This window comes from Kitasatospora sp. NPDC001261, assembly GCF_042896795.1.
Lineage (GTDB): Bacteria > Actinomycetota > Actinomycetes > Streptomycetales > Streptomycetaceae > Kitasatospora.
Map to the genome: position 1 here is coordinate 192,183 of NZ_JBIAXP010000006.1, position 20,746 is coordinate 212,928.

Consider the following 20,746-nt stretch of genomic DNA (forward strand, 5'->3'; position numbering starts at 1 on the left):
GAACCCTTGCGCGGCGTGCGGCCCGGCGTCCCCGTACCGGGGCTCAGGGGGAGGAGGTCTGGGCGCCTTCCAGTTCGCCGAGGGTGACGTCGGCGGTCTTGCTGCCGCCGTCCCGGGTGTAGGTGACGGTGACCTTGCTGCCCGGGGTGAGCGAGGCGAGCGCGGTGGTGAGCGCGTTCAGCGAGTCGACCTGGGTGTCGCCGATCCTGGTGATGACGTCGCCGGCCCGGAGCCCCGCCGAGGCCGCCGCCCCGCCCGGGGTGACCGCCACGATGACCGCGCCGGCCGGCTGGAACTGCTGGTTGAAGCTGGTCCGGGCGGTGATGCCGAGCGCGGCCCGGCCGGAGTTGGTGACCTTGCCCTGCTTGATCAGCTGGTCGGCGATGTTGGTGATGGTGCTCGCCGGGATGGCGAAGCCGATGCCGGGGGCGGCCGCGCCGTTGCTCTGCGGCTCGGTCGCGGCGAGCGTGTTGATGCCGATCACCTTGCTGTCCAGGTTCACCAGCGCGCCGCCGCTGTTGCCCGGGTTGATCGCCGCCGAGGTCTGCACCATGTTGCCGATGGTGGCGCCCGGCGAGCCGGGGCCCTGGGGTTCGGAGACGGTCCGCCCGGTGGCCGAGACGATGCCCTGGGTGACGCTGCTGGAGAGCCCCAGCGGGCTGCCCATGGCGAGGGTGATCTGGCCGAGCTGGACCTTGCCCGAGTCGCCGAAGCTGGCCGGCCGGAGACCGCTCGGCGGGTTGTTCAGCCGGATCACCGCGAGGTCGGAGTCGGGGTAGCTGGCGACCAGGCCGGCGTCCAGCGTCGTGGTGCTGTTGGCGAGGGTCACCGTGAAGGTCTTCGCGGAGCCGACCACGTGGGCGTTGGTGACGATGTCGCCCTTGTCGTCGTAGACGATCCCGGAGCCGAGGCTGTCGCCGGTGGTGATCTGCACCACGGAGGGCAGCACGTTGGCGATCACCGCCTGGTAGGCGTCCTGCAGCTGGGTCCCGCCGTTCGACTGGCCGGACGCCGCGGAGGCCTGGGTGGAGCCGGGGGACGAGGGCGAGCCGGTGGCGGCGACGGTGGCGGAGGAGGACGTGCCGCTGCTGCAGCCGGCCAGCGCCAGCGCGGCCGCCACGGCGACCACGGCCGCGGCCGGCAGCCGCCCGCCGGGCAGGGGGCTGGTGTGTTCCTTGCGACGGTGCACCTGGCTGCCTCCGATTCGTCACCACGCCGGGGGGCGCGGGCATGAGCGCACGGAAATCCTTGTCAGCTTTTCACCGTTTTGTCCGCTTTGTGGCTTCGACTCGCCCGAACGTGGCGGTCGGATCCGAACGCGGGTGCGCCGGAGATCCCCGAGGCGCGCCCCTAGGATCGGCACATGACTTGGTTGATCACCGGCGGTGCCGGATACATCGGCGGACACGTCGTCCGACAGCTGCTCGACGCCGGGGAGCGCGTCGCCGTCCTGGACGACCTCAGCACCGGCGACGCCTCCCGGCTGCCGGCCGGCGTCCCCCTGATCGAGGGCTCCACCCTGGACCGCGCCGCCCTGGACGCCGCGATCCGCGAGCACGGCGTCGAGGGCATCCTGCACTTCGCCGCCAAGAAGCAGGTCGGCGAGTCCGTCGAGCAGCCGTTCCTGTACTACCGCGAGAACATGATCGGCCTCCAGACCGTCCTGGAGGCCGCCGCCGAGGGCGGGGTGAAGCGCTTCCTCTTCTCCTCCTCCGCCGCGGTCTACGGCATGCCGGACGTCGACCTGGTCACCGAGTCCACGCCCTGCGCCCCGATGAGCCCGTACGGCGAGACCAAGCTGGCCGGCGAGTGGCTGGTCGCCGCCGCCGGCAAGGCCCACGGCATGTCCACCGTGGCCCTGCGCTACTTCAACGTGGCCGGCGCCGCCTCCCCCGAGCTCTCCGACGCCGGGGTGTTCAACCTGATCCCGATGGTCTTCGAGCGGCTCACCGCCGGCGAGGCCCCGCGGGTCTTCGGCGACGACTACCAGACCCCGGACGGCACCTGCGTCCGCGACTTCATCCACGTCTCCGACATCGCCTCGGCGCACGTGGCGGCCGCCAAGCGGATGGCCGCCGACCCGGCCGGCGCGACCTCCCTGGTGCTGAACATCGGCCGCGGCGAGGGCGTCAGCGTCAAGGAGATGCTGGCGGTGATCGGCAAGGTCACCGGCTACGACACCGCCGCCGAGGTGACCCCGCGCCGCCCCGGCGACCCGGCCCGGGTGGTGGCCTCCGCCGACCTGATCCACCGCGAGCTGGGCTGGACCGCCCGCCACGACGTGACCGAGATGGTCTCCTCCGCGTGGGACGGCTGGTGCAGCCGCCACCCCGGGGCCCGCAGGGCCTGATCCGACGGCGCCCGTCCGGCGGTGTCCGCCCCGCGGTTCAGCGGGCGGGCACCGCCGTGCCGTAGAAGGCGTCCAGCGCGTACACGCAGCGGTCCTTGGAGCCGACGAAGACCCGGCCGCCGACCGCCACCGGCGAGCCGGTGAGCTCGCCCTTGGTGCCGAGCTCCCAGCGCAGCTGACCGCTGGCCAGGTCCAGGGTGTGCAGCGAGTGGTCCCGGCTGCCCAGGTGCACCAGGCCGTCGGCCACCGCCGGGGAGCCGACGATCTCGCCGCGGGCGGTGTAGCGCCAGCGCTCCCGGCCGGTGGCCGCCTCGAAGGCGTACAGCACCTCGCCGTTGCCGACCAGCACCATGCCGTCCGAGACCACCACCGGGTCGGCCCCCTGGCGGCGGCCGGTGACCCCGCGCCAGCGGTCCCGGCCGGTGGCCGCGTCCAGCGCGTAGACCGTGCCCAGGTAGTCGGCCACGTAGACCGCGTCGGCGTCCAGGGCGGGCGGGGTGAACAGCACCACCGGGGCGTCGAAGCGCCAGCGCTCGGCCCCGCTGGCCGCGTCCAGCGCGTACACCCGGGTGCCGGCCGACACGTACAGCACGCCGCCGCGCTCGACCGGGTGCGAGGGCACCTCCTCGCCGACCGGGAAGGACCAGCGCAGGCCCGCGCCGCGCGGGTCGACGCAGCGCAGCCGCCCGCCGCCGTAGTAGTAGGCGGCGCCGCCCACCAGGACCGGGCCGGACTGCGGGTTCTCGAAGTCCTGCTGGGCGTCGTCGGCGCGCCACAGCTCGGCGCCGTTGGCGGCCGAGCGGAGCTGGACGCCGCCGCCCCTGATGCCGCAGCAGAGCACGCCGTCGGCGGCGGAGAGCGAGTAGACCCAGCCGTCCAGCGAGGTGCGCCAGCGCTCGGTGCCGTCCGCGGCGTCCACGGTGTACAGGTGCGGGCCGTCCGCGGCGTGCACCCGGCCGGCGTCCACCGCGAGCGCCCAGGCCACGTCCCGGGTCTTGTAGCGGCGCTCGCCGGAGGCGATGTCCAGCGCGTGCACCTCGAAGCTGGAGACGAACAGCGTCCCGTCGGCGACCACCGGGGTGCCCCAGACGTCGTTGGACATCCGGAACCGCCAGGGGCGCCAGCGGGCGACCGGCGGGGGCGGCGGGACGGGGGCCCGGCGGACCCAGTCGGTCGTGGCCGGGGCGGTGCTCGGGCCGGGCTGCTCGTGCTCGGCCCGCGGCCCCGGGCCTATCCGGACGGAGGCGCCGGAGAGCTGCACCTCGACGGCGCCGCCGGTGGGCGCCCGGTGCCGGTTCGGGGAGGCGATCTTCGCGGTCGGGATCTCGGCGTCCGAGCCCGGGGCGCGCTGCGGCAGGCTGTGCACCGGCCCGGCCGGCGACTGGGCGTGCCGCCCGCCCGGATTGGTGCGCGGGTCGGCCGGGCCGGGGTGCTGCGGCGGGACGTGCGCGGGCGGCGCCTGGGGGTGCGGGGGCGGCTGGGCCGGCTCGGCGGGCGGGCGCGGCGGCTGGGCGGCCGGGCGCCGGCCCCGCTTGCGCTCGATCAGCTCCAGCGCGTGGGCGGGCAGCCAGTCCCCGGCCTCGCCGGTGGCGTCGTCCCGGGAGAAGAGGTGCGGGGCGAGCTCGGTCTGGATCTGCGCCGGGGTGGGCCGGCGCTCGGGGGCCTGCTGCATGCAGCGGCGGACCAGGTCCATCAGCTCGGGCGGCATGCCGGTCAGGTCCGGCTCCTCGCGCAGCAGCTGGAACACCGTCTCGACCGGGTTGGTGCCCCGGTAGGGCGGGTGCCCGGTGGCGCAGAAGACCATCAGCGAGCCGAGCGAGAAGACGTCGCTGGCGCCCCGGACGGTGCGGCTGTCCCGGGCCTGCTCGGGGGACATGTAGGCGGGGGTGCCGACCGCGACGTTGGTCATGGTGAGCCGGGTGCTGGAGACCCCGGCCGCGATCCCGAAGTCGATCACCTTCGGGCCGTCCTCGACCACCAGGACGTTGGAGGGCTTGAGGTCGCGGTGGATCAGCCCGGCCGCGTGGATGGACTCCAGGGCCTCGGCGATGCCGGCGACCAGCCAGCGGGTGGCCTCCACCGGCAGCGGGCCGCACTCCTCGACCAGGTCCTCCAGCGAGGGCGCCGGGATGTAGGCGGTGGCCAGCCAGGGCACCCGGGCGTCCGCGTCGGCGTCCACCACCGCCGCCGTGTAGAAGCCGCCGACCGTCTTGGCCGCCGCGATCTCCCGGGCGAAGCGGACCCGGAACAGCTCGTCCTCGGCCAGCTCACCCCGCACGGTCTTGATGGCCACCCGCCGCCCGGCCGCGGAACGCGCCAGGTAGACCAGCCCCATCCCACCCGCGCCGAGCCGCCCCAGCACCTCGAAGGGCCCGATCCGCCTCGGATCGTGCGCCGTCAGCTGGTCCACTCCGCTGCCACCTCCCCGTTGTCCGCACCCGCCGCGTGGTGCCGGACCCGATTCTCCAATGCCGTCCCGCGCATATCCAACCTCCCCCACCCCCTGAAACACGTCGTCCCGGCCCGGAGGACGCCCCGGACAGGCCTCTGACCAGCGAGGACGGAACGACCGGATCCTGACGCCCGCTCCGGGGGCGGCTTGCGCCCGGGGCTCCGGACCGTCCACTTCCGGACGGCACCGCACTCTTCGGTCATCGTCACGCTCTGTCACCCGACCACCCCTCAGCGGACTCGCCGTCACGCTGTGAGATCGCAAGCACACGGGGGGGCTTCAAACAGGGGCTTCGAAGCCCGGTGAATATCCGTCCGAAGTGGTTCATGCCGCTATACCAACCCCCGTGCGGAGTAATAGTCGCATCACCGAATCGCGCCAAGATCGTGCCACGGTAAGCTGACGGCATGACAGGACAAGTTCGCACCGTCGACGGTCGCGTCGCCGGGCGACGCGGACAGGAGACGCGGCAGAAGCTGCTCGACTGCCTCCGCGAGATGCTCAGCACGTCGCCCTATCGGGACGTCAAGGTCATCGACGTCGCCCGTATGGCGGGTACCTCCCCCGCGACCTTCTACCAGTACTTCCCGGATGTCGAGGGCGCTGTCCTCGAAATCGCCGAGGAAATGGCCAAGGACGCCGACCAGCTCAAAGAGCTGGTGGCCGGAAAGTCCTGGGCAGGGAAGTCCGGACCGACCACTTCGGAAGAACTGGTCGACGGATTCCTCGCCTTCTGGCGCAAGAACGACGCCATTCTCCGAGTGGTCACGCTCGGTGCCGCCGAAGGGGACAAGCGGTTCTTCAAGATCCGCATGACGGTCCTCAACGCGGTCGCCAAGCCGCTCGCGGAGGCCGTCAGGGAACTCCAGGCGAAGGGTCAGGCCGACAAGTCGCTCGACCCGAACGCCGTGGCCGGGGCCCTGGTCTCGCTGCTCGCCTCGGCGGCCGAGCACCAGAAGGCCTTCACCTCCTGGGGCGTCAAGGTCAAGGACCTCAAGCCCAACCTCGCTCCCCTGGTGTACCTGGGCGTCACCGGCAAGAAGGCGCCCAAGTAGGACCGTCCACCGACCCACCATCCGCTCCGCGCGCAGCCCCGGCCTCCTGTCCGGGGAACGACGGACGGCGGCCGTGTCCTCGGGGGAGGTCCGCCGACGTACCGCAAGCGCGCCAGACATGCCGCTGGGCGGGCACCCGTGACAGGGTGCCCGCCCAGCGGCGCTGTTCGGGTCCGGACGGCCTCGCGGCGCCCTCGGGCGGCCTTGTGGCGGCCCTCAGGCGGCCTCGTGGCGCCGCCGGGTCGGGGTCAGGGGCAGCGCACGACCTGGCCGGCGTAGGCCAGCCCGCCGCCGAAGCCGAAGAGCAGGACCGGGTCGCCGGGCGAGAGCTCGCCGCGCTCGACCAGCTTGGAGAAGGCCAGCGGGATGGAGGCGGCCGAGGTGTTGCCGGAGTGGACCACGTCCCGGGCCACCACCGCGTCCTCGCCGAGGCCCAGCTTGCCCGCGATCGCGTCGATGATCCGCAGGTTGGCCTGGTGCGGGACGAAGCCCTTCAGCTCGGACGGGGCGATCCCGGCCCGCTCGCAGGCCTGGCGGGCCAGCGGGGCGAGCTGGGTGGTGGCCCAGCGGAAGACCGACTGGCCCTGCTGGCTGATCACCGGGTCCCAGCCGGTGATCACCACGGCGTCGCCCCGCTCGGGCTCGGAGCCCCAGACCACCGGCCCGATGCCGGGCTCGGCGCCCTCCTCCTGGGCCTCGACCACCGCGGCGCCCGCTCCGTCGCCGAAGATCACGCAGGTGGAGCGGTCGGTCCAGTCGAGCGTGTCGGACATCCGCTCGGCGCCGATCACCAGGGCGCGGCGGGCCGAGCCGGCCCGGATCGCGTGGTCGGCGGTGGCCAGGGCGTACGAGAAGCCGGAGCAGACCGTGTTGATGTCGTACGCGGCCGGCGAGCGCACGCCCAGCCGGGCGGCCACGGCGGCGGCGGTGTTGGGGCTGCGCTCGATCGCGGTGCAGGTGGCGACCACGACGAGGTCGATCTCGTCCGCCGTCCGGCCGCTGTTGGCGAGCGCCTTCTGCGCGGCCTCGGTGGCGAGGTCGACCAGGGTCTCGTCCTCGGCGATGTGCCGGCTGCGGATGCCGACACGGGTGCGGATCCACTCGTCGTCGGTGTCGACGAGCCCCGCCAGGTCGTCGTTGGTGAGGACCTTGGGGGGCTGGTAGTGGCCGAGTGCCACAATGCGCGAACCGCTCATACTGCCATGGAACCGGGTTACCCGCTGGTCAGCATGGTATGACCGGCGACAGGATCCGCCCCCTCGATCTGTAGGAGGTGGACAAGGGGCCTTGGGGCGCCCGGGTTCCGTGCCCGGCTTCCGCGGACTCCGGGGTCAGAGTGCCAGCGTGGAGGCGTCGCCCATCACGACGACGGGGTGGGCGGCCGGGTCCAGGGTGCGGATCAGCTGGGCCATCTTGTCCTCGGGGATCGACACGCAGCCGTGGGTCGGGCCGTCGTGGTCCACGTGGAGCCAGATGCCGCCGCCCTTCTTGGAGCCCATCGGGCGGCGCGGGTCGAGCGGGGAGTTGCCGGGGACGCGGTTGTAGTTGATCGCGACCACGTAGTCGAAGGAGCCGGCCAGCTGGTCCCCGAAGAAGCCCGTGCCGGAGACCACGAAGCTCGGGTCCTTGTCGTACGGGAGCTTGCTGCCCGGGTCGGCCTTGCGGCCGCCCGCGTCGGTGAGGCTGAAGACGCCGATCGGGCTGCGCAGGTCGCCCTCGTTGTGGTCGGTGGTCCAGCCGCTCTTGCCGTTGTGGCCCTGCCAGGTCTCGCCGGCCAGCCAGCGGCCCTCGGGGGTGCGGGTCCAGAGGGTGACGGCGTTCTTGTCGGTGTTCTTGTCCTGGCCGGAGGCGACCAGCACCTGGGCGGTCTCGGCGGGGATCTGCGCGGTGAACTTCGCGCCGAGGCCGGGTATCGCGGCGACCGAGCCGTCCGTACGGGTCTGGCTGCGGTCGGCGGCGGGGGCCGCGGCCTGCCGGTCGGAGGCGGCCTGGGCGGCCGCGGGGGCCGGGGCGGGGTGGTCGGGCTTGCTGACGCCCTCCGGGCCGGGGCCGTCGGCGGCGGCGATGCCGGGCTTGGCGCCGTCCTGGCCGACGGCGTACCAGCCGGCGGTGGCGGCGACCAGCAGCGCGGTGCCGGCCATCACGGCCTTGCCGTGACGTTTCTGCTTGGCCTTGCGCCGGCGTCCCCGCGCGGCCGTCCGGGAGCCCGCCACGGGTGCGGCGGGAGCGGCGGCGAGCACGACGGGCCCGGGCTCGAAGGGGACGGTCTCGGGCGCGGGCACCGGCTGGTACACCGACGCCGCCTCGTAGCCGCCCTCCGGCTCACCCTGGTAGGCCTGGAACGGCTGGTCGTACGCCTCGGAGTAGCCGTCAGGAGTCTGCTGGTACGGCTGGTACACGCCCTGGCCGTACTCCTGCGGAACGGGCTGCCGGTACGCCTCGTGCTCGGGGTACGGCTGCTCGTACGACTGCTGCGGCACCCCGTACACCGGCTCCCGCATCGGCTCGTACGACGGGTACTCGGTGGCGCGATGAGAACCGGACATGCTGTCGATCCTGCCAAACGCCGTACCCGTTGGTAAACCCGGGTCAGGTGCGGAGGCCGTGAAGACAACCGCCGCCCGGGCCGACGAGCGGTCCAGGCGGCGGGGATCTTCGCAGGTCAGAGGCGCATCGCCTGCGGGGTCTCGCGACGCTCCAGGTCGGGGCCGTCGTACTCGCGGATGACCTCGTAGCGGGTGTTGCGCTCCACCGGGCGGAAGCCGGCGTCGCGGATCAGCCCGAGCAGGTCGTCGCGGCCGAGCTTGTTCGGGGTGCCGAAGTTGTCCGCGTCGTGGGTGATCTTGTACTCGACCACCGAGCCGTCCATGTCGTCCGCGCCGTGGCTGAGCGCCAGCTGGGCGGTGGTGACGCCGTGCATCACCCAGAAGACCTTGACGTGCGGGACGTTGTCGAAGAGCAGCCGGGAGACCGCGAAGGTCTTCAGCGCCTCGGCGCCGGTGGCCATCTCCGTGCGGGCCATCAGCTTGTTGCGCACGACGCCGTCCTTGGAGTCGTGGAAGTCGTGCTGGTAGCGCAGCGGGATGAAGACCTGGAAGCCGCCGGTCTCGTCCTGGAGCTCGCGCAGCCGCAGCACGTGGTCCACCCGGTGGCGGGGCTCCTCGATGTGGCCGTACAGCATGGTGGCGGGCGTCTTGAGGCCCTTGCCGTGCGCGAGGCGGTGGATCCGCGACCAGTCCTCCCAGTGGGTGTCGTGGTCGACGATGTGCTGGCGGACCTCCCAGTCGAAGATCTCCGCGCCGCCGCCGGTCAGCGACTCCAGGCCGGCGTCGATCAGCTCGTCCAGGATCTCGTCGGCGGGCAGGCCGCTGATCTTCTCGAACCAGTGGATCTCGGTGGCGGTGAAGGCCTTCAGCGAGACGTTCGGCAGCGCCGCCTTCAGCTCCCGCAGCGAGCGCGGGTAGTAGCGCCACGGCAGCGTCGGGTGCAGCCCGTTGACGATGTGCAGCTCGGTGAGGGAGTCGACCTCCATCGCCTTGGCGAGGCGGACGGCCTCCTCGATGCGCATCGTGTACGCGTCCTTCTCGCCCGGCTTGCGCTGGAACGAGCAGTACGCGCAGGACGCGCTGCACACGTTGGTCATGTTGAGGTGACGGTTGACGTTGAAGTGGACGACGTCGCCGTTCTTCCGCGTCCGCACGTGGTGGGCCAGCCCGCCCAGCCAGGCCAGGTCGTCGCTCTCGTAGAGCGCGATCCCGTCCTCGCGGGTCAGCCGCTCACCCGCGTAGACCTTCGCCTCCAGCTCGCGCTTGAGCCCTGCGTCCATGCGGTGACCCGCCTCCTCCGACATTCGATTCCTTGCCGGAATGAGCGTACGCCTATGCCGAGAGCAGCTCGGCGAGCAGTGTCGGGTCGATGTTGCCTCCGCTGACCACGGCCGCCACCGACTGGCCCCCGGTCTCGGCGGCGCGGTGGAAGTAGGCGGCCGGGGCGACCGCCCCGGAGGGCTCGGCGACGAGCCGGCCGCGGCGGGCCAGCACGGCCACGGTGGCGCGGATCTCGTCCTCCGTGACGGTGACGATGTCGTCCACGTAGGCGGCGACGTGCTCGAACGGCAGCACGCCGAGCGACGGGGTGCGCAGCCCGTCCGCGATGGTCCGGTAGGTGTCGGCGACCGGCCACTCGACCCGGCGGCCGGCCCGCAGGCTGGCCCGGGCGTCGGCGGCCAGCTCGGGCTCCACGCCGATCACCCGGATGCCGGGGCGGGTGAGCTTGAGCGCGGCCGCCGTCCCGCCGATCAGGCCGCCGCCGCTGACCGGCACCAGGACGGTGTCCAGGTCGGCCGGGGCGTCCTCGGCGATCTCCAGGCCGACCGTGCCCTGGCCCGCGATGATGAACGGGTCGTCGTACGGGGGCACCCAGACGTAGCCGTGCTTCCCGGCCAGCTCGGCGGGCAGGGTGTCCCGCTCCTCCGGCGCCACCAGGATCACCTCGGCGCCGAACGAGCGGGTGGCCTCCACCTTCACCGCGGGCGAGGTGTCCGGCATCACGATCACGGCCTTGATGCCGAGCTCCCGGGCCGCGTACGCCACCGCCTGCGCGTGGTTGCCGCTGGACTGGGCCACCACGCCCCGGGCGCGCTCGTCCTCGGTGAGCGCGGCCAGCCGGTTGTAGGCGCCGCGGGTCTTGAAGGCCCCGGTCGGCTGGAGGTTCTCGGGCTTCAGCCAGAGCCGCCGCTCCCCCTCGGCCGCCCAGGGGGCGGGAACCAGCGGGGTGCGCACGGCGACCCCCGCGATCCGCTGCCGAGCCGCGCGCAGCTCCTCCAGTCCGACCAGTGCCATACGTCACTCTCCTACAGGAGGAAGTTCACTCACCCGGTTTTCCCACTTGGTGGAGAGTACGACGGTGGTGCGGGTCCGGGCCACGCCCTTCGTGCCCGAGATCCGCTTGACCACCGATTCCAGGCCGGCCACGTCGGCCACCCTGACCTTCAGCATGTAGGAGTCGTCACCGGCGATGAACCAGCAGTCCTCGACCTCGTTGAGGTCCTTCAGCCGGTGCGCGACGTCCTCGTGGTCCGCGGCGTCGGTGAGCTGAAGGCCGATCAGGGCCGTGACGCCGAAGCCGAGCGAGGCCGGGTTGACCGTCGCCCGGTAGCCGGTGATCACCCCGGCCTGCTCCAGGCGGTTGATCCGGTCCGTGACGCTCGGGCCGGAGAGCCCGACCAGCCGGCCCAACTCGGCGTAGGACGCACGGCCGTTCTCCCGGAGCGCCTGGATGAGCTGTCTGTCCACCGTGTCCATATACCGTCCGCGTCCTTCCGAACCTCACCAGACCCACAGATCATTATCCGGATTCAAAGGCGCCGTGCGCCGAACGACCCGGATATCGCAGAGAAGATACTCTCCCGCCCCGGGTCTCCTTACTCCCCCTCAGCCGGTGCGCCCTCGCCGGCGGCCGTCTTGCGGGCGGCCGCCCCCAACTCCCCTTCCCAGCGCAGGTACAGGGAATGCGGCACGTCGACGGCGTCCAGCACCCGTCCGGCCACGAAATCCACGAGTTCGCGCACGGTGGAGCCGCCGGCGTAGAAACCGGGCGAAGCGGGCAGGACGACCGCCCCCTGCGCGTCGAGCTCCACCAGGTGCTTCAACGTCACCCCGTTGAGTGGCGTCTCGCGCACGCAGACGACGAGTGGGCGGCGCTCCTTGAGGGTGACGCTGGCGACGCGCTGCAGCAGGTCCTTGCTCAGGCCGAGCGCGATCCCGGCCACCGCGCCGGTGGTCGCGGGCACCACGAGCATGCCCTTGGCCGGGTAGGAGCCGCTGGACGGACCGGCCGCGAAGTCCCCGGCCGGCCAGTAGCGGACGTCGTCCAGGCCCTCGTCGCTCCCGAGCCAGGCGGCGAGGTCGGTGCGCCAGTGGGCGTCCCGGAAGGAGATGCCGGTCTCGTCCAGGATGGTGAGCCGGGCGGCACGGCTGACGACCAGGTCCACCGCCTCGCCGGCGGCCAGCAGCGCGCGGATCACCGAGGCCGCGTACGGCGTCCCCGACGCACCCGAGACCCCGACCACCCACGGCTGACGCTTCGCAGTTCCCATGGGGCAATTCTGTCCCGGCTCCACCCGTGGTTCCGGACCGGGCCGACCGGGAGGGGTCCGGGAGCGCCCGCCCCTGGGAGGATGGGCGCATGGCAGCGACCCTCGTCGACCTCACCCATCAGGTGACCACCGCGATGCCGGTCTACCCCGGCGATCCGGCCGTCCTGCTGGAGCCCGCGCTCACCACGGCCACCGCCGGGGTGAACGTGCTGGCCCTGCACCTCGGCTCGCAGTCCGGGACGCACGTGGACGCGCCGTACCACGTGGACGTCACCTGGCCGACCCTGGACGGGCTGCCGCTGGAGCGGTTCACCGGCCCCGCCGTGGTCGCCGACCTGCGCGGGCTGGAGCCCCGGTCGGCCGTCACCCCCGGGCTGCTGGCGGCCGCGCTGGAGCGGGTCGCGGACTCCGGCGAGGGCACCGTCCTGCTGCTGGCCACCGGCTGGGCCCGGCACTGGGGCACCGACGCCTACCTCGCCCACCCCGCCCTGACCCCGGCCGCCGCCGAGGCGATCGTCGCCGCCGGGGTGCGGACGGTCGGGGTGGACGCGCTCAGCGTCGACCCGACCCCCGACCCGGGCCCGGGCGACCCTGCGGTGGCCGCCCTGCTCGCCGACCTCACCGACGAGCACGACCACGGCGCCGCCGACGAGCCCACGCTCGCCGCGCACCGGGTGCTGCTGGGGGCGCCCGGCGGCGGGGTGATCGCCGAGAACCTGACCGACCTGCGGCCGCTGCTGGCGGCCCAGGAGGCCGGCCTGCCGGTGGAGGTCTCGCTGTTCCCGCTGCGGCTGGTCGCGGCGGACGGCGCACCGGTACGGGCGGTGGCCCGGCTGGGCTGAGCCGGACTCTCCGCCCGGGCCGGGGACTTGGTCTAGACCATCCCCCGTCAACGCCAGTACGCTTTCCGGCCATGGCTGAGATCATCGGAGTGATCGAGCGACTCTGGCGCTACCCCGTGAAGTCCACCGGCGGCGAGCGGCTCGACTCCGTCGAGGTGGACGAGCGCGGCCTGGCCGGCGACCGCCTCTACGCCGTCCGCGACGCCGCGGGGAAGCTCGGCTCGGGCAAGAACACCCGCCGCTTCCGCCGGATGGACGGCCTGCTCCGCCTCTCCGCCCGGCTCGGCCACCGGATCGACGGCCCCGAACTGTTCGATCCGCTCGGCCGCCCGGTCGACCGGCCGAACTCCTTCCTGCGCGCCTACCTCCAGCGCGAGGACGTCGAACTCGCCCGCGAGGACGCCGTCTCGCACTTCGACCGGCTGCCGGTCAGCGTGCTCAGCACCGCCACCCTGGACTGGGTCCGCGAGGCCGTCCCCTTCACCGTGGTCGACGAGCGGCGGTTCCGCCCCAACATCGTGCTGCGCACCCCGCCCGGCACCCCGCCGTTCGTCGAGGACGCCTGGCTCGGCCGCCAGGCCTCCGGCGAGGCCCCCGGCAGCGCCAAGCTCTCCTTCGTCGCCTCCAGCGAGCGCTGCGCGATGACCGGCGCCCCGCAGCCCGGACTGCCGCACGCCCCCGAGATCCTCAAGGCCGTGGTGCACGCCCACGACGGCCGGCTCGACGCCCTCGCCGAGGTCGCCGCCCCGGGCCGCCTGCGGGTCGGCGACCGGCTGCTCCTCGGCTGACCACCGCCCCCGCGTCCGTCACCGCCCTTGCCCGAAGGGCGACTTGGCCCTCGCGAACCGGCAGCCGAGTACGAGGCACCGCGGGGTGCCGGTCACGGGCCCCCTCAGGGGGTGTCGCCGACGCTCCCGGACTCCGCCGCGGGGAGGGCGACCGCGCGCAGGTAGGCCTGGGCGAAGAGCTCCACGGTCTCGTCCGTCGACGGCAGCCCGTCCCCCAGGGCGGGTTCCAGCACCGGCCGCATCAGCGCGTGGTTGAGCAGCGGGCCGATCATCAGCTGGGTCAGCACCGGGGTGGGCAGCGGTCTCAGCCGGCCGGCCCGCACGTGCGGGCGCAGCAGCCGGTCCAGGCCGGCGAGCGCCTGCGGCAGGGTGGCGGCCATCACCCGGGCGGCGGGGCCGTCCGGGCGGCCGAGCAGGTCGGCGAAGACCGCCGGGACGATCCGCGGCTCGTGCACGAAGGCCGCGGCGAAGGTGGCGTGGAGCGCCCGGACGGTCTCCTCCAGGGTCTCCGGCGGGTCGGCGGCGAGGGCCTCCAGGTCGGGCAGCGCGGAGTGCCGCTCGAACACGGCGGCGAGCAGGCCGTCCCGCCCCTCGAAGACGGTGTGCAGGCTGGGCAGCGAGCAGTCGGCCCGGTCTGCCACGGCGTCCAGGGTGACCCCGGCCAGGCCGCGCTCGGCCACCAGCAGTGCCGCCGCCGCGATCGCGCGTTCGCGCACCGGCGGCCGTCCGCCCGGGTCGACGCCCGCCTCCCGGACGGCCTCGTCCAGCACCGCCCGGGAGCCGCCGAGCCTGCGCAGCAGCGTGCTGCGGGAGATGCCGGCCGTCGCGGCGATCGCCGTGAGCGGGACGTCCGCGACGTCCTGGCCCCGTTCCTTCGCCGCCGTGAGGGCGGCCGTCACCAGCTCCTTCATGTGAAGCATCGTACTACTTGACACCTGGGACGGTTCCAGAGATTCTGTATATGCAGGTTCCACACGGACAGTGATCAATCGAGCACTGAAAGGGGAGAGCCATGAGCGTCGTGATCTCCGGGGGCGGGCCGGCCGGAATGATGCTGGGCCTGATGCTGGCGCGCGCCGGTGTCGAGGTGACCGTGCTGGAGAAGCACGGGGACTTCCTGCGCGACTTCCGCGGCGACACCGTCCACGCCTCCACCGTGCGGCTGATGGACGAACTCGGCCTCGGCCGGAAGTTCGCCGCGCTGCCGCAGAGCCGCCTCGGCAACCTGGTGGTGCAGCCCCCCGGCTCCGCCCCCGTCGCGCTGAGCGCCTACGAGCGGCTGCGACCCCCGTACAACTACATCGCCATGATCCCGCAGTGGGACCTCCTGAACTTCCTGGTCGCGGAGGCCCGGCAGGAGCCGACCTTCACCCTGCGGATGAACACCGAGGCGACCGGACTGCTCCGGGACGGCGGCCGGGTCACCGGAGTCCGGTACCGCACCCGGGACGGCGAGGAGGGCGAGCTGCGCGCCGACCTCACCGTCGCCGCCGACGGCCGGCACTCCACCCTGCGCCGGGCGGCCGGCCTGGCCGCCCAGGAGTTCCCGGTGCCCTTCGACACCTGGTGGTTCCGGCTGCCCCGGCACCCCCACGAGCAGGCCCAGCCGCCCAGCCTCGTCCCCGGGTTCGGGGCCGGCGACATGGTGCTGAGCTTCGCCCGGACCGACTACTTCCAGATCGCCTACTTCCGCGCCAAGGGCGCCGACCCGCAGCTGCGCGCCGAGGGGATCGAGCGGTTCCGCGAGCGGATCGCCCGGCTGCTGCCCCAGTACGCGGACCGGGTCGACCAACTGGCGAGCCTCGACGACCTGCACCTGCTCGACGTCCGGCTCAACCGGCTGGACCGCTGGTACACCGACGGGCTGCTGCTGATCGGCGACGCCGCCCACGCGATGTCCCCGGCCGGCGGGGTGGGCATCAACCTCGCCATCCAGGACGCCGTCGCGGCCGCCACCCTGCTCGCCGAACCGCTGCGCCGCGGCCGTCCGACCGTGGCGGCCCTGGCCCGGGTCCAGCACCGCCGGCTGCGGCCGACGGTGATCATGCAGCGGATGCAGCGGGTCCTGCACAGCGTGCTGTTCGAGCCGGTCCTCACCGGCGAGCGGGCCGGCCCGCCCGCCCGGCTGGTGGCCCTCGCCCGGCACGTCCCCGGCTTCCCGGTGCTGCTCTCCCGCCTGATCGCCTTCGGCCCGCTCCCCGAGCACGCACCGGCCTTCGCCCGGCGCGACGCCTGAGCCCCGGCGGGCGGCATCCGCCCCGGATCCCCGCGAACCGTCCGTTCGGACGGGCGGATCGCGGGGAACGACCGTTGGCATGACGATCCCTCACCGCCTGATCGGCACCGGCGACCACCACGTCCTGGTCCTGCACGACTGGTTCGGCACCAGCGCGGGCTGGGGCCCGTTCCTCGACTACCTCGACGGCAAGGCCTTCGGCTACGCCTTCCTCGACTACCGCGGCTACGGGCTGCGCAAGGGCGTCACCGGCGCGTACACGCTCGCCGAGATCGCCTCCGACGCGCTCGCCCTGGCCGACCAGCTCGGCTGGGACCGCTTCTCGCTGGTCGGCCACTCCATGGGCGGCAAGGCGGCCCAGCAGGTGCTCGCCGAGGCGCCGCTGCGGGTGCGCAAGCTGGTCGGCCTGGCCCCGGTGCCGGCCGGGGAGTACCCGATGGACGCGGCGGGCGAGGCCCTGTTCTACGGCGCGGCCGAGGACCGGGAGAAGCGCTTCGCGATCCTCGACCTGGTCACCGGGCAGCGGGCCGGCCGGGTCTGGCTCGACCGCATGGTCGACCAGTCCCTGCGGCAGTCCACCCCCGAGGCCTTCGGCCGCTACGTCCACGACTGGACGACGGCCGACCTGCGGCGCCGGATCGACGGCAACCCGGTGCCGGTCAAGGTGATCGTCGGCGAGCACGACCTCGCCCTCACCGCCGAGGTGATGCGCGGCACCTTCCTCGCCCACTACCCCAACGCCGAGCTGGAGGAACTCGCCGGCAGCGGGCACTACCCGATGTACGAGGCCCCGGTGGCCCTCGCGACGGCGCTGGAGGGCTTCCTGCACAACTGAGGCCGCCCCGGCCGGGGCCTCCGGGTCGGCGTCGGCGAGGTCGTCAACGGCAACGGCGACTTCGCCGCCGCCCCGGTCGAACGCCAGCGGACCTACCACCCGGACGCCCCCCACCTGGGCGACTGACCCCGCGGCACCTCCGGACCCGCACCCCGCACCGCGGGGCCGAGGAGGGCGGCGGCCGCCCAGAGCGCGAAGCATCAGGGGGCGTGCGGGAGTTGGCGCGCGCCGCGGGGTAGACGCTGGCGCATGGACCCGAGACCCGTGCGCATTGGGCGTCTCATCCTTCTCGCTTACGTTCGATGCATGACAGATGAGCGAGTTGACGACACGTCGCCGGTGCTGGTGATCGGCGTCTCCGGAGCGGTCGGGCGGCACGTCGGGCTGCAGCTCGCGGCGGCCGGCGTGCGGGTGCGGACGCTGCCCCGGCGGGAGCTGCGCGACCCGGCATCGCTGGAGGCCGCGGTGCAGGGCGCCGGCGCGGTGCTGCTGGGGTGGCCGTTCCCGACGGCGGACGGGGCCACGGAGGCCGTCGGCGTGCTGGCCCGGGAGGTCGGGCGGGTGGTGTTCCTGTCCTCGGCCGTCCCCGGCCGGCCGGAGGGCGGGATCGAGGCGCTGCTCACCGGCAGCGGGGTGCGGCACACGGTGCTGCGGGCGCACGGCTTCGCCGCCGCGTTGCAGTGGGCGGAGGAGATCAGGGCCGGGGGCACGGTGCGGGGCTACGGCGGCGCGGCCGGGCTGAACCCGGTGGACGAGCGGGACGTCGCGGCGGTGGCCGTCCGGGCCCTGGTGGAGGACGGCCACGACGGCGCCCGGTACGTCCTCACCGGCCCGGAGTCGCCGACCCAGGCGGAGCAGGTGGAGATCATCGGCGCGGCCGCAGGGCGCCCGGCCACCTGGCAGGAGGTCCCCCGCGAGACCGCCCGCCACCGGTTGTCCGCCGCCGGCCGCCCGTCGGCCGCCGTCGACGGCGCCCTGGACCTCGTCCACGCCCGCCTCACCGCCCCCGAGCCGGCCACCAGCACCGTCCAGGACGTCACCGGCCACCCGGCCCGCAGCTTCCACGCCTGGGCGAGGGACCACGCGGCCCTGTTCCGCTGAGCCGGTCCCCGAGCGGCGGGCGGGCCCGGACGAGGCGGGAGGAGCGCCCCGTGAGCCCGCCGGCGGACGCGCGGATCAGATCCCGAGCCCCCGGACGACCAGGTCCACCAGCGCGAAGAAGAACAGCGAGATCCCCACGAAGCTGTTGGTCTGGAAGAACGCCCGGTTGAGCTTCGACAGGTCGTTCGGCCGCACGATGGTGTGCTCGTACACGAAGGCCCCCGCGACGACCACGAGGCCGATCCAGAACGCCGCTCCGGCGTCCGTCAGGAGCGCGAACCAGCCCAGCAGGAGCGTCGTCAGGACGTGGCACACCCGCGCGCCCCGGATGGCCGCCGGCACGCCGTACCGCGCGGGCACCGAACGGACCCCGTGCTCGCGGTCGGACTCGACGTCCTGGCAGGCGTAGACGAGGTCGAAGCCGCCGATCCAGATGCCGACGGCCACGCCCAGCACGACCGCCTCCCACGACCAGCTGCCCGTGACCGCGAGCCAGGCGCCGACCGGCCCCATCGCCTGGGCGATGCCGAGGATCGCCTGCGGGAAGTTCGTGAACCGCTTGCCGTACGGGTAGACCACCATCGGCACCACGGCGACCGGCGCGAGCGCCAGGCAGAGCGGGTTGAGCATCGCGGCCGCGCCGAGGAAGACCACCAGCGCGACGGCCGAGCCGACGTACGCGGTCTTCAAGGACACCGCTCCGGTGACCAGTTCACGCGTGGCCGTGCGCGGGTTGCGGGCGTCGATCTCCCGGTCGATGATCCGGTTCGCCGCCATGGCGAAGGTGCGCAGCCCCACCATGCACACGGTGACGACGAACAGCTCGCCCCAGTGCACCCGCTTGTCCGCGAGGAACATGGCCGTCAGCGCGGCGATGTACGCGAACGGGAGCGCGAAGACCGAGTGCTCGATCATCACCAGGCGGAGGAACGCCCTGGTGCGCCCCGGTGTCTCGACAGCGGCCGTGCTCACAGTCCGTATTCCTTCCAGCGACGCGACACCAGTTCGGCGGTGGCCGGGTCGGAGGACACCATCTCCGGCCAGCCGCCGTCCCGGGTGTACCCCTCCTCCGGCAGCTTGCGGGTCGCGTCGATGCCCGCCTTGCCGCCCCAGAACTGCTGGTACGAGGCGTGGTCCAGGTGGTCCACCGGGCCTTCGACCACGGTCAGGTCCCGGCTGTAGTCGACGTTGCCGAAGGCCCGCCAGGCGACCTCCTGGTAGTCGTGCACGTCGCAGTCGGCGTCCACCACGATGATCAGCTTGGTCAGCGACATCATGTGCGCGCCCCAGATCGCGTGCATCGTCTTCTGGGCGTGCTTGGGGTACTTCTTGTCGATCGAGACGATCACGCAGTTGTGGAAGCCGCCGGCCTCGGGCAGGTCGTAGTCGACGATGTCCGGGATGATGATCTTCAGCAGCGGCAGGAAGAACCGCTCGGTGAACTTGCCCAGCGGGCCGTCCTCCGTCGGCGGGCGGCCGACCACGATGGACTGGAGGATCGGGCGGCGGCGCATCGTCACGCAGTCGATCTTCAGCGCCGGGAACGGCTCCTGCGGGGTGTAGAAGCCGGTGTGGTCGCCGAACGGGCCCTCGGGCAGCATCTCGCCGGGCTCCAGCCAGCCCTCCAGGACCACCTCGGCGTCGGCCGGGACCTGGAGCGGCACCGTCTTGCAGTCGACCATCCGGACCCGCTCCCCGGCGACGAAGCCGGCGAAGAGGTACTCGTCGATGTCCCCGGGCAGCGGCGCGGTGGCCGCGTAGGTGACGGCCGGGGGGCAGCCGAAGGCGATCGCGACCGGGAGGCGCTCACCGCGCTTGGCCGCCACCGCGGCGTGGTTGCGGCTGTCCTTGTGGATCTGCCAGTGCATGCCGATGGTGCGGCGGTCGTGCCGCTGGAGCCGGTAGAGGCCCAGGTTGCGGATGCCGCTGTCCGGGTCCTTGGTGTGGGTCAGGCCCAGGTTGAAGAAGGAGCCGCCGTCCTGCGGCCAGGTGAAGAGCGCGGGCAGGTCGTCCAGGTCGACGTCGTCGCCGGTGAGCACGACCTCCTGCACCGGGGCGTCACCCGGCTTCACGTGCCGGGGCGGGACGTGCGCCATCGAGGCGAGCTTGCCGAAGGCGTCCCGGAAGCCGGTGAAGCCCTGCGGCAGCTCGGGCTTGAGCAGGCCGGCGATCTTCTCGGAGATGTCGTCCGGGCCCTTGAGGCCGAGCGCCTTGGCCAGCCGCCGCTCGGTGCCGAAGACGTTCATCGCCAGGGGCATCGACGAGCCCTTGACGTTCTCGAAGAGCAGCGCCGGGCCCTTGGCCTTCTGCACCCGGTCGACGATCTCGCCGATCTCCAGGTGCGGGTCCACCTCCGCCTTGATGCGCTTGAGGTCGCCCTCACGGTCGAGGGCCCGGAGAAACGAGCGGAGATCGTCGTATGCCATGCCTGTCAGTATCCGCCACCCGATAGCCTGGCCGGGTCAAGGGCCCCTGGAAGGCGCCCGCCACCATCGCCGCCCGGGGGGAGATCCCAGCCGTGCCGAGGATTCTTCTGACCATCATCCTTCCGCTCGCGCTCTGGGTCTGGGCGTTCGTGGACTGCCTGACCACGCCCGAGGACGAGGTGAAGCACCTGCCCAAGGTGGTCTGGGTGCTGATCGTGCTGCTCTTCCCGCCGCTGGGCCCGATCGCCTGGCTGATCGCCGGCAAGCAGCGCGGCTTCCTGCGGGCCGCGTCCGCCGGGGCCCACCCGGGGTACCCGGCCGACGACCGGGCGGGCCGTCCCGCCGCGCGCGGCGGGCGCCCGCTGGCGCCGGACGACGACCCCGAGTTCCTCGCCTCGTTGAAGAAGGACGACAAAGACCACGAGTCCATGCTCAAGCAGTGGGAGGCCGATCTGCGCCGTCGCGAGCGGGAGCTGCGCGACCGCGACGAGCCCGAGGACGGCAGGAAGAGCTGATCGGAGCGGGTCCGCCCGCTCGCCCGGACAGCCCACCCCCACCGTGCGG

At 73.3% G+C, this 20,746-nt stretch carries 19 protein-coding genes; 8 read left to right on the top strand and 11 right to left on the bottom strand.

All coding sequences use genetic code 11. From position 1 onward, the window contains the following. Window positions 1–43 precede the first annotated feature (43 nt). The gene (locus ACFY4B_RS10480; protein ID WP_074004053.1) at window positions 44–1,159 is read right to left on the bottom strand and encodes a S1C family serine protease; all 1,116 of its coding nucleotides are present in this window, start codon (window positions 1,157–1,159) and stop codon (window positions 44–46) included. 204 nt (window positions 1,160–1,363) lie between these two features. On the opposite strand from ACFY4B_RS10480, the gene galE reads away from it, so the two are divergent. Beyond that, the gene (gene galE / locus ACFY4B_RS10485; protein ID WP_074003997.1) at window positions 1,364–2,350 is read left to right on the top strand and encodes a UDP-glucose 4-epimerase GalE; all 987 of its coding nucleotides are present in this window, start codon (window positions 1,364–1,366) and stop codon (window positions 2,348–2,350) included. Window positions 2,351–2,387: 37 nt separating this feature from the next. On the opposite strand, the gene ACFY4B_RS10490 is transcribed toward galE, so the two are convergent. Continuing rightward, on the bottom strand, window positions 2,388–4,760 hold the full coding sequence (locus tag ACFY4B_RS10490) for a PQQ-binding-like beta-propeller repeat protein (protein WP_117488283.1): 2,373 nt from the start codon (window positions 4,758–4,760) through the stop codon (window positions 2,388–2,390). 449 nt (window positions 4,761–5,209) lie between these two features. On the opposite strand from ACFY4B_RS10490, the gene ACFY4B_RS10495 reads away from it, so the two are divergent. Next, window positions 5,210–5,857 (top strand): TetR family transcriptional regulator, encoded by a 648-nt coding sequence (locus ACFY4B_RS10495; protein WP_049651546.1) that lies wholly within the window; start codon window positions 5,210–5,212, stop codon window positions 5,855–5,857. A 248-nt stretch (window positions 5,858–6,105) separates the two neighbouring features. Here ACFY4B_RS10495 and ACFY4B_RS10500 read toward each other — a convergent pair whose 3' ends face one another. From ACFY4B_RS10500 to ACFY4B_RS10525, 6 genes are all read right to left on the bottom strand, one after another. Continuing rightward, window positions 6,106–7,053 carry a beta-ketoacyl-ACP synthase III gene (locus ACFY4B_RS10500; protein WP_049651545.1) on the bottom strand — a complete coding sequence of 316 codons (948 nt, stop codon included), beginning with the start codon at window positions 7,051–7,053 and terminating at the stop codon, window positions 6,106–6,108. Window positions 7,054–7,188: 135 nt separating this feature from the next. After that, window positions 7,189–8,403, bottom strand: a complete 1,215-nt coding sequence (locus ACFY4B_RS10505) for a L,D-transpeptidase family protein (RefSeq protein WP_338016324.1) — start codon at window positions 8,401–8,403, stop codon at window positions 7,189–7,191. A 116-nt stretch (window positions 8,404–8,519) separates the two neighbouring features. Next, window positions 8,520–9,683: an aminofutalosine synthase MqnE gene (gene mqnE, locus ACFY4B_RS10510; protein WP_049651548.1), complete on the bottom strand. Its 1,164-nt coding sequence runs from the start codon at window positions 9,681–9,683 to the stop codon at window positions 8,520–8,522. A 52-nt stretch (window positions 9,684–9,735) separates the two neighbouring features. Beyond that, the gene (locus tag ACFY4B_RS10515) at window positions 9,736–10,698 is read right to left on the bottom strand and encodes a threonine/serine dehydratase (protein WP_049651544.1); all 963 of its coding nucleotides are present in this window, start codon (window positions 10,696–10,698) and stop codon (window positions 9,736–9,738) included. A gap of 3 nt (window positions 10,699–10,701) precedes the next feature. Continuing rightward, window positions 10,702–11,160 (bottom strand): Lrp/AsnC family transcriptional regulator, encoded by a 459-nt coding sequence (locus ACFY4B_RS10520; protein WP_049651543.1) that lies wholly within the window; start codon window positions 11,158–11,160, stop codon window positions 10,702–10,704. 119 nt (window positions 11,161–11,279) lie between these two features. Further along, window positions 11,280–11,954: a UbiX family flavin prenyltransferase gene (locus ACFY4B_RS10525; RefSeq protein WP_049651542.1), complete on the bottom strand. Its 675-nt coding sequence runs from the start codon at window positions 11,952–11,954 to the stop codon at window positions 11,280–11,282. 89 nt (window positions 11,955–12,043) lie between these two features. Here ACFY4B_RS10525 and ACFY4B_RS10530 point away from each other — a divergent pair, with 89 nt between their 5' ends. Both ACFY4B_RS10530 and ACFY4B_RS10535 read left to right on the top strand, forming a co-directional pair. Next, a complete protein-coding gene (locus ACFY4B_RS10530; RefSeq protein WP_074004000.1) occupies window positions 12,044–12,796 on the top strand; it encodes a cyclase family protein in 753 nt (250 codons plus the stop codon). A gap of 71 nt (window positions 12,797–12,867) precedes the next feature. After that, entirely contained in the window at window positions 12,868–13,584 is a 717-nt protein-coding gene (locus ACFY4B_RS10535) for an MOSC domain-containing protein (RefSeq protein WP_387967165.1), read from the top strand. A 104-nt stretch (window positions 13,585–13,688) separates the two neighbouring features. Here the strand turns inward: ACFY4B_RS10535 and ACFY4B_RS10540 are convergent, their stop codons facing one another. Beyond that, window positions 13,689–14,495, bottom strand: coding sequence for a TetR/AcrR family transcriptional regulator (locus ACFY4B_RS10540; RefSeq protein WP_049651539.1), 807 nt, complete (start codon window positions 14,493–14,495; stop codon window positions 13,689–13,691). 101 nt (window positions 14,496–14,596) lie between these two features. Between ACFY4B_RS10540 and ACFY4B_RS10545 the strand changes: the two genes are divergently transcribed. From ACFY4B_RS10545 to ACFY4B_RS10555, 3 genes are all read left to right on the top strand, one after another. After that, the gene (locus ACFY4B_RS10545) at window positions 14,597–15,820 is read left to right on the top strand and encodes an FAD-dependent oxidoreductase (RefSeq protein WP_387967167.1); all 1,224 of its coding nucleotides are present in this window, start codon (window positions 14,597–14,599) and stop codon (window positions 15,818–15,820) included. A 79-nt stretch (window positions 15,821–15,899) separates the two neighbouring features. Continuing rightward, window positions 15,900–16,655, top strand: coding sequence for an alpha/beta fold hydrolase (locus ACFY4B_RS10550; protein ID WP_375876946.1), 756 nt, complete (start codon window positions 15,900–15,902; stop codon window positions 16,653–16,655). 306 nt (window positions 16,656–16,961) lie between these two features. After that, on the top strand, window positions 16,962–17,756 hold the full coding sequence (locus tag ACFY4B_RS10555; protein ID WP_387967169.1) for a nucleoside-diphosphate sugar epimerase: 795 nt from the start codon (window positions 16,962–16,964) through the stop codon (window positions 17,754–17,756). Window positions 17,757–17,831: 75 nt separating this feature from the next. Here ACFY4B_RS10555 and mqnP read toward each other — a convergent pair whose 3' ends face one another. Together mqnP and ACFY4B_RS10565 are read right to left on the bottom strand one after the other, a co-directional pair. Beyond that, a complete protein-coding gene (gene mqnP / locus ACFY4B_RS10560) occupies window positions 17,832–18,728 on the bottom strand; it encodes a menaquinone biosynthesis prenyltransferase MqnP (protein WP_369808292.1) in 897 nt (298 codons plus the stop codon). Then, a complete protein-coding gene (locus ACFY4B_RS10565) occupies window positions 18,725–20,182 on the bottom strand; it encodes a menaquinone biosynthesis decarboxylase (protein ID WP_049651533.1) in 1,458 nt (485 codons plus the stop codon). Before ACFY4B_RS10565 ends, mqnP begins: the two co-directional genes overlap by 4 nt. A gap of 92 nt (window positions 20,183–20,274) precedes the next feature. Between ACFY4B_RS10565 and ACFY4B_RS10570 the strand changes: the two genes are divergently transcribed. Continuing rightward, window positions 20,275–20,697, top strand: a complete 423-nt coding sequence (locus ACFY4B_RS10570) for a PLD nuclease N-terminal domain-containing protein (RefSeq protein WP_375876948.1) — start codon at window positions 20,275–20,277, stop codon at window positions 20,695–20,697. The last annotated feature ends 49 nt before the right edge of the window (window positions 20,698–20,746 follow it).

Coding starts and splice junctions, on each gene's coding strand:
- galE (WP_074003997.1), top strand. CDS start 1,364: ATGACTTGGTTGATCACCGGCGGTGCCGGATACATCGGCGGACACGTC.
- ACFY4B_RS10495 (WP_049651546.1), top strand. CDS start 5,210: ATGACAGGACAAGTTCGCACCGTCGACGGTCGCGTCGCCGGGCGACGC.
- ACFY4B_RS10500 (WP_049651545.1), bottom strand. CDS start 7,053: ATGAGCGGTTCGCGCATTGTGGCACTCGGCCACTACCAGCCCCCCAAG.
- ACFY4B_RS10505 (WP_338016324.1), bottom strand. CDS start 8,403: ATGTCCGGTTCTCATCGCGCCACCGAGTACCCGTCGTACGAGCCGATG.
- mqnE (WP_049651548.1), bottom strand. CDS start 9,683: ATGGACGCAGGGCTCAAGCGCGAGCTGGAGGCGAAGGTCTACGCGGGT.
- ACFY4B_RS10515 (WP_049651544.1), bottom strand. CDS start 10,698: ATGGCACTGGTCGGACTGGAGGAGCTGCGCGCGGCTCGGCAGCGGATC.
- ACFY4B_RS10520 (WP_049651543.1), bottom strand. CDS start 11,160: ATGGACACGGTGGACAGACAGCTCATCCAGGCGCTCCGGGAGAACGGC.
- ACFY4B_RS10525 (WP_049651542.1), bottom strand. CDS start 11,954: ATGGGAACTGCGAAGCGTCAGCCGTGGGTGGTCGGGGTCTCGGGTGCG.
- ACFY4B_RS10530 (WP_074004000.1), top strand. CDS start 12,044: ATGGCAGCGACCCTCGTCGACCTCACCCATCAGGTGACCACCGCGATG.
- ACFY4B_RS10535 (WP_387967165.1), top strand. CDS start 12,868: ATGGCTGAGATCATCGGAGTGATCGAGCGACTCTGGCGCTACCCCGTG.
- ACFY4B_RS10540 (WP_049651539.1), bottom strand. CDS start 14,495: ATGAAGGAGCTGGTGACGGCCGCCCTCACGGCGGCGAAGGAACGGGGC.
- ACFY4B_RS10545 (WP_387967167.1), top strand. CDS start 14,597: ATGAGCGTCGTGATCTCCGGGGGCGGGCCGGCCGGAATGATGCTGGGC.
- ACFY4B_RS10550 (WP_375876946.1), top strand. CDS start 15,900: ATGACGATCCCTCACCGCCTGATCGGCACCGGCGACCACCACGTCCTG.
- ACFY4B_RS10555 (WP_387967169.1), top strand. CDS start 16,962: ATGACAGATGAGCGAGTTGACGACACGTCGCCGGTGCTGGTGATCGGC.
- ACFY4B_RS10565 (WP_049651533.1), bottom strand. CDS start 20,182: ATGGCATACGACGATCTCCGCTCGTTTCTCCGGGCCCTCGACCGTGAG.